Raw genomic sequence first — 7,169 nt, 5'->3', positions numbered from 1 at the left:
ACAGCTTGTCCTCGGGGCTGCTCTCGTCCACCGGCTTCGGCCCACGCTTGACGTCGAACAGGGCGCCGGCGTTCTCCAGAATCTCCTTCTTCCACTGGCCCACCAGCACCGGATGCACACCGTATTCCTGCGCGATCTCCGTCACCGTCTTCACCCCGCGCACCGCTTCCAACCCCACCTTGGCCTTGAACTCGGCGCTGTGCACCCTGCGCTTTTTACCTTCACTCATTCGCTGTAATCCTTTCGCGGACGACAGCTTAAACCACCGTCTCAAATTCGGGGTCCACTATAGATATAGAAGGGAGGTTGCCACTTGTGGCGTGACGTCCAAGAAGTGCGCGCTATCTCTCCGCATATCATTATTTGGAACGTGGATACCACGGAACTACGCCCGACGAACGAGTCGACCAGATAGTGGAAGAACGCGATGAGCAATCCCAGCATTACAACTATCCAGCACAGTTGTGACGATCGAGGGGGATTGCCCCACAAGATCCGATACCCAGCAAGTAGCGCAGCGCCGGAAGCAGCGTAGACAACATTCGCGGCTTCATAGGCCAGCAGTGGTGGCAATTCACGCCCGAATGCATAGAGGACGTTGCCGGCAACGCCGAGCAATGTTGACGCGAGCAGTGGACGCGTACCGGGCACTCCTTCTGAGGCTACTGATCCTAGTGCGAGAAAAGTCAAAGAACACAGCAGTGCTGCAATGAAAAAAATCTGTTGAGTAGCAAGCATTGGTTACTCAGTCGAGCGTCTAGCGCAACTGACGGAAACGGGACAGGAAGGCGGTGGTTGACTTACAATGTTACCCTAAAGTAAGACTAATCCTACATTTTGCAGCAGATAAATTGAGTAAATTGACGTTTATGTTGTAGAACAGCCCATGACTGAACATGGGATAGTTCTATCGAACGCGGCTCGACTGCACGCTTTGATGCGATGTCCGCTCTGCTCAGATCCGGTTCTTCGTAACACTCTGCGATTTTTGGCCTTAGCGCCCTGCCATGCTCAGCTCAACGGCCGGGTTCGGCCACAACCGAGCATACAGGTTGGCCCAGGTCACACGACCAGTCGTTCATTGAGAGTTTTCCTCATTCGCATGAATCGATAGCTAACAAGTCTTACCGATCGTGCTTCCTTCTCCGGCCATGCATTCAAATGCACCATCATCGTCTCTGTACTAACCAACAACATTCCGTTGCAGGAGCGCAACGGCAGACATAGGATTTATATCGCTTGCGAATTTGTCGTAGGATTATTCCTTATTTGACGTAATATCGGTAGCACATATTACGGAGGAGCGTGGCATGCGTGTCAATACCCCAGTTACCAACAAAGAATACATGCTCATTGAAGGCAAGACGATTGTTTCGACGACTGACTTGCAAGGAAACATACAGTATGCCAACGGCTATTTCATTGAGGTGAGCGGCTTTACCGAAGATGAGCTGATCGGTGCGCCCCAAAACTTGGTCCGACATCCCGACATGCCGGCAGAGGCTTTCGCTGACCTGTGGCAGACGATCCGTAGCGGTATGCCATGGAGCGGTATGGTCAAGAATCGGTGCAAGAATGGAGACTATTATTGGGTGCACGCAAATGTCACCCCAGTAATAGAAAACGGCGAAGCGGTGGGCTATATGTCAGTGCGTACCAAACCCACGCGCGAACAAGTGGCCGGGGCGACGGCATTGTATGCCGAACTCAAGGCTGGCAACCCACGTAAGGTAGTCCTACGGCGGGGCCGTGTGTGCAGGACTGGCTTTTCGGAACGCTTTGCCAGCTTGCGCCATCTGCCACTACGCACCCAGGTCAATGTTGGCATGGGTATGGTTTCGCTGGTACTTCTAGCCAACTTGGTGCAAGGCTGGCAGCTCGGCATTTCGTCTTGGGGAATTGGCGCGATGATGATCTCGCTCAGCGCCGCCTTTGCCCTTTGGCTGAGCTTGCAACGCAACGTGCTCGCACCGCTCGACCAAGCCACCTCATTCGTGAAGCGTCTTGCAGGAGGCGACCTGACTAGCCGCATTGACAATGCGTCCGATAACGAAATGGGGCAGCTAATCGCAGCATTGCGCCAAACCTCGGTTAACCTGTTCAGCGTCATTGGCGACGTGCGCGCCAATTTCAACGAGATCCGTCAAGCCACCGGCGAGATAGCCAATGGGAACATGGACCTTTCCAGCCGCACCGAATCACAGGCATCAAGTCTTGAAGAGACTGCTGCTAGCATGGAGCAGTTAACCCAGAATGTGGCGCAAAGCAGCGACAACGTGAAGACTGCAAACGATATGGCCATGCGTGCGGCCGAGATGGCGACCTGCGGCGGCGCCACTGTCAATGAAGTGGTCAGCACCATGGAGGCAATAAGTACCTCATCGAGCAAAGTGCTCGACATCATTGGCCTGATTGACGGGATTGCGTTTCAGACCAACATCCTAGCGTTGAATGCAGCAGTGGAAGCTGCGCGCGCCGGTGAACAGGGACGCGGTTTTGCAGTCGTCGCCAGCGAAGTACGCAACCTATCACAACGTACTGCCGCCGCTGCGAGGGAAGTTAAGCAATTGATCGACGTATCGCTTGCCACTGTGCAGGATGGCAACCGCTTGACCAGCGCCGCAGGTCAGACAATGGGCGAGATCATTGGCGCCGTTGATAACGTCAAGCGCGTCATGGAAGAGATCGCCGCTGCCGCTCGTGAGCAAAAAAGCGGTATTGGCCAGGTCAACCAAGCCGTCGGTCAGCTCGATGCGATCACCCAACAGAATGCCGCCTTGGTTGAGGAGGCAGCAGCTGCTGCAGGTTCGCTCGCTCAACAGACCGAGAGCGTGGCACAAGCATTGGCAGTATTCCGGCTAGAGCCAACTGGAAGTGGACGCATGGTGTCCGCACAAGGTCATCAGCAACGGCGCCTTACTGCACCGGAATATGCTCAATAATTGTACTGCTTAGAAAGCGACATTGTCATTTCAATACCCATCAGATCAGTCGTGTCATTTGTGAAAGTCTGCGATTGCTGCCTTGGCGACCTCATATCTTAAGCTGGAAAATGGCGTTCGGCCAAAAGCAGACATTCGCAACAAATAATGGTAGCGTATCAATAAACGGGCACACAATTCAAATTCATATTGTGCTAATCACAATGACGAGTTACTCTAAAGATGTTCTTTTGCATGGCTAAGTTCGCCATTTCGGCCCTACGGGGCCCTTTTTTTCTGTTGGCAATTTACGACGGACAGGGCTTTCTATGGCTGCACCTGCTCTCCATTCGGCAGCCCAGTTAGTCGCTCGCTCCTTTTTCTCCGCTGATGGTGCGCTGAAAGCGCGCTCGATAGTCTCACGCATCCTTCGTAGCGTGTATAGCTTGCGTCGATGGCATTTCATTGTTAAGTTCTAGCCTAGCGATGTTTAATAGCATCTTGATCTCAGTGAGAAAGTCACCACCAGACCACTCTACAGTGCGCCAGTATGCTGTACGCCGCTGTTTTTGGTTGCACGAAACATTGAATCGCCACGAGTTTTCTAGACACTCGCGAGCCGCTTGAAATACTGCTTTTCATACTCGACCGGCGACAAGTCATTGCTGAAGCTGTGCCGGCGCTTCGGATTGTAGAACATCTCGATGTAATCGAAGACATCCTGCTTTGCTTCGTCTCGGGTGCCGTATGTCTTGCGTCGGATTCGTTCCCGTTTCAAGAGCTGGAAGAAGCTCTCAGCGACGGCGTTATCGTGGCAATTCCCACGCCGGCTCATGCTCTGCTGCAGGTTATGCGCGTCCAGAAAGTCGCGCCAGTCGTAGCTGCTGAACTGGCTGCCCTGATCGGAATGCACCATCACCGTATTCTTGGGTTGCCGACGCCAGACGGCCATCAAGAGCGCATTCATCGCCAGCTCGCGATCGATGCATGAACTCATTGACCAGCCGACCACCTGGCGCGAAAACAGGTCCAGTACGACGGCCAGATAAAGCCAGCCCTCATAAGTGCGAATGTACGTGATGTCCGTCACCCAGACTCGATTCGGTTCCTGCACGTCGAACTGTCGCTGCAGATGATTAGGCGCTACCAGCGAAGGGGGTAAGCGTCTCGCCAGTACCGTCTATACGTAGCTGATCGACTCTGCGAAAGTAGTTCCCGCTATTTTTTAACGGGAACTACTATGGACACTGTTGGCGAGTCAGACAACTGTAAAAGACGCCCGAATTATCCTGTTGACTTCAAGCGCCGGCTGGCGACGGCGGCGTGCGAGCCCGGTGTATCGGTATCGAAACTGGCGCAGCAACATGAGCTCAACGTGAACATGTTGTTCAAGTGGCGCCGCGACCTGCGCGCTGGCCTGTTGGCCGAAACAGGCTCCCAGTCGACGCACCTGGTGCCAGTCGTGGTGCAACGCACACCGCTACTTCCTGTGATTCCGAGTGCCACGGTGCCGGCACACCCTATCGAGATCGTCATCGCTGACGCAGTTGTCCGCGTTAGCGCCGGTACCGATGCTGCGCTGCTGCGGCTGGTTCTCCAGAGTCTACGTACATGATCGGCCTGCCTGCCGGTACCAAAATCTGGCTTGCCGCCGGCATCACCGACATGCGTGCCGGGATGAACGGGTTGGCAGCCAAAGTTGAGACTGCATTGGCTGAAGATCCGTACTGCGGCCATGTGTTCGTATTCCGCGGTCGACGTGGCGACATGCTCAAGGTGTTGTGGTGGTCCGGCGATGGCCTGTGTTTGCTGGCGAAGCGACTCGAGCGAGGCCGCTTCGTCTGGCCGCAGGCGAACAGCGGCAGTGTCTGCCTGAGCCAGGCCCAGTTGTCGATGCTACTCGAGGGGATCGACTGGCGCCGGCCAGAACGAACCTGGCGACCGACGTCAGCCTTGTAAACGTGCTCGCCCTCGCGTAAACTCAGCCCATGCTGACCGCCGCCGAGCTCCCCAACGACATCGATGCCCTGAAGGCGTTGCTACTGGCGCGCGACGAACAAATCGTGGGCCTGCAAGCACAACTGAACACGCGCGCCGCTGAGATCGAGCATCTGAAATTGTGGATCGCCAAGCTGCGGCGCATGCAGTTCGGCCGTAAGTCCGAAAAGCTTGATCATCAGATCGAACAACTCGAGTTGCAGCTTGAAGACTTGCAGGCAGACGATGCAGAGGCTGAACGGGAAATGCCGCCAGCCGATCGTGCGCCGCGTCAGCGTGCACCACGCAAGCCGCTGCCCGAACATCTTCCACGCGACGAAAAAGTGTATCTGCCAGCGACGACAGATTGTCCTGCATGTGGCGGCAACCTGAGCCAGCTTGGGGAGGATGTGGCCGAGCAGCTCGAGTTCGTGCCTGCCAGCTTCCGCGTGATCCGCCATGTACGCCCGAAACTGGCCTGCAGCTGCTGCGACGCCATCGTGCAGGCGCCAGCGCCGAGCCGTCCGATCGAACGCGGCATCGCGGGGCCTGGTCTGCTGGCACATGTGCTGGTCGCCAAGTTCGCCGACCATTTGCCGCTGTATCGCCAGTCCGTGATCTATGCACGCGAAAGCGTCGACCTGGACCGCGCACTGCTGGCCAGCTGGGTCGGCGCCGCCAGTGCGCTGTTGCGGCCACTGGTCGACGCAATCCGCAAGCACGTGATGGCGGCGCAGAAACTGCATGCTGACGATACGCCAGTGCCGGTGCTCGCGCCGGGCAATGGAAAAACCAAGACCGGACGGCTATGGACGTATGTGCGGGATGATCGGCCATCCGGTAACTTGACGCCACCGGCAGTGTGGTTCGCCTACTCGCCAGACCGCAAGGGCATCCATCCTCAAACACACCTGGCCAACTTCGAAGGCGTACTGCAGGCCGATGCTTATGCCGGTTTCAACGCCCTGTACGAAAGCGGCGGAATCGACGAGGCCGCATGCTGGGCGCACGCGCGCCGCAAGTTCCACGACCTGCACGTGGCGCGCCCGTCGCCGCTGACGACAGAGGCGCTGCGCCGCATCGCAGAACTTTATCTGATCGAGGCCGAGATCCGTGGCAAACCACCCGACGAGCGCCGGACGGTGCGACAGGCGCGCGCCCGTCCGTTGCTTGACGACCTGGAGCAATGGCTGTGCGCTTCGCTTGAAAAACTCTCGCGCAAATCCGACACGTCGGCCGCCATCCTGTATGCCCTGAACCTGTGGCCGGCACTGCTGCGCTACTGCGATGACGGCGTCATCGAGATCGATAACTCGGCCGCCGAGCGCGCTCTGCGTGGCATCGCCATCGGCCGACGCAACTACCTGTTCGCTGGCGCCGACAGCGGCGGCGAACGTGCGGCTGCTATCTACTCTTTGATCGGCACGGCCAAGCTGAACGGTATCGACCCCGAAGCCTGGTTGCGTCATGTGCTGACGCAGATTGCCGACCATCCCGTCAACCGCGTTGACGAGCTACTGCCTTGGAATTGCCCCCAGCAGGTCAAGCCTGCTTGAACAACACGTCGCTTCCCAGCGATGTGATGCCATCATCAATCAAATCGGCACACTGCTCAAGACGGCGGTGAGCCGACGCTTACCGAAGGGGCGCCGCCGCGTTTATATTTCCTCTTGGCGTAGCCGGTCTGCGAACGAATCCCGGCCGACCTCATCAGACGGTGGACGCGGTTGATACCGCATTGTTCACCGAGCTCGCGCAGGTCGTCACTGACTTTGCGATAGCCATACACGCTGCCGCTTTCGAGCCATGATTCCTTGATCGGCACGAGCAGACGCTTGTCTTCTTTGGCGCGGCGACTTTCAGGGTTCAGACGCCAGGCATAAAAGCCACTTGGATGCACCTCGAGCACTTTGCACAGCCGGCGCACCGGGAATTGGTCCTGTAACTGAGCAATTAAGGTGTACCTTACCCGGACGTCTTGGCAAAGTACACCGCGGCCTTTTTCAATATGTCACGCTCCTCCGTGACGCGCTTGAGTTCGGCCTTCAGGCGCCGCATCTCGTCGGACTGGGCATCGACGGCCTTGCGCTCGGCCTCGGGCACGCCATAGCGCTTCCTCCAGGCGTACAGGCTATGGATGCTTACCCCGAGCCGAGCCGCAACTTCGCTCGCCGGGTGACCGCCCTGCGCCACCTGCTTGACCGCTGCGATCTTGAATTCCTCTGTGTACCGCTTCCCACTCATATCTTCTCCTTGTGCCCGACATTATGG

At 57.0% G+C, this 7,169-nt stretch carries 5 protein-coding genes and 2 pseudogenes; 4 read left to right on the top strand and 3 right to left on the bottom strand.

Translation table 11 applies throughout. The features are described from left to right. A partial coding sequence (locus YWC_RS0126565) for an IS3 family transposase (RefSeq protein ID WP_027867954.1) occupies nt 1–229 on the bottom strand: 229 nt, incomplete at its 3' end. A 1,081-nt stretch (nt 230–1,310) separates the two neighbouring features. Between YWC_RS0126565 and YWC_RS0126560 the strand changes: the two genes are divergently transcribed. Continuing rightward, entirely contained in the window at nt 1,311–2,942 is a 1,632-nt protein-coding gene (locus YWC_RS0126560; protein WP_027868062.1) for a methyl-accepting chemotaxis protein, read from the top strand. 583 nt (nt 2,943–3,525) lie between these two features. On the opposite strand, the pseudogene YWC_RS31085 reads toward YWC_RS0126560, so the two are convergent. Continuing rightward, a pseudogene (locus YWC_RS31085) lies at nt 3,526–4,077 on the bottom strand (IS3 family transposase); the annotation flags it as partial. Between the two features lie 84 nt (nt 4,078–4,161). Between YWC_RS31085 and tnpA the strand changes: the two are divergent. Genes tnpA through tnpC form a run of 3 tightly spaced genes read left to right on the top strand, consistent with a single transcriptional unit; the run spans nt 4,162 to nt 6,454 of the window. Further along, entirely contained in the window at nt 4,162–4,536 is a 375-nt protein-coding gene (tnpA, locus tag YWC_RS0126550; protein ID WP_027868061.1) for an IS66-like element accessory protein TnpA, read from the top strand. Further along, nucleotides 4,533–4,880 carry an IS66 family insertion sequence element accessory protein TnpB gene (tnpB, locus tag YWC_RS0126545; RefSeq protein WP_027868060.1) on the top strand — a complete coding sequence of 116 codons (348 nt, stop codon included), beginning with the start codon at nt 4,533–4,535 and terminating at the stop codon, nt 4,878–4,880. Before tnpA ends, tnpB begins: the two co-directional genes overlap by 4 nt. Before the next feature lie 29 nt (nt 4,881–4,909). Then, entirely contained in the window at nt 4,910–6,454 is a 1,545-nt protein-coding gene (gene tnpC, locus YWC_RS0126540; protein WP_027868059.1) for an IS66 family transposase, read from the top strand. An 80-nt stretch (nt 6,455–6,534) separates the two neighbouring features. Here the strand turns inward: tnpC and YWC_RS33985 are convergent. Beyond that, nucleotides 6,535–7,142, bottom strand: a pseudogene (locus YWC_RS33985) (IS3 family transposase); the annotation flags it as partial. Between the last annotated feature and the right edge of the window lie 27 nt (nt 7,143–7,169).

Origin of the sequence: Massilia alkalitolerans DSM 17462 (genome assembly GCF_000427785.1) — a bacterium.
In the GTDB taxonomy this organism is placed as follows: Bacteria; Pseudomonadota; Gammaproteobacteria; order Burkholderiales; family Burkholderiaceae_D; genus Telluria; species Telluria alkalitolerans.
This window is presented reverse-complemented; position numbering and strand designations above follow the sequence as displayed.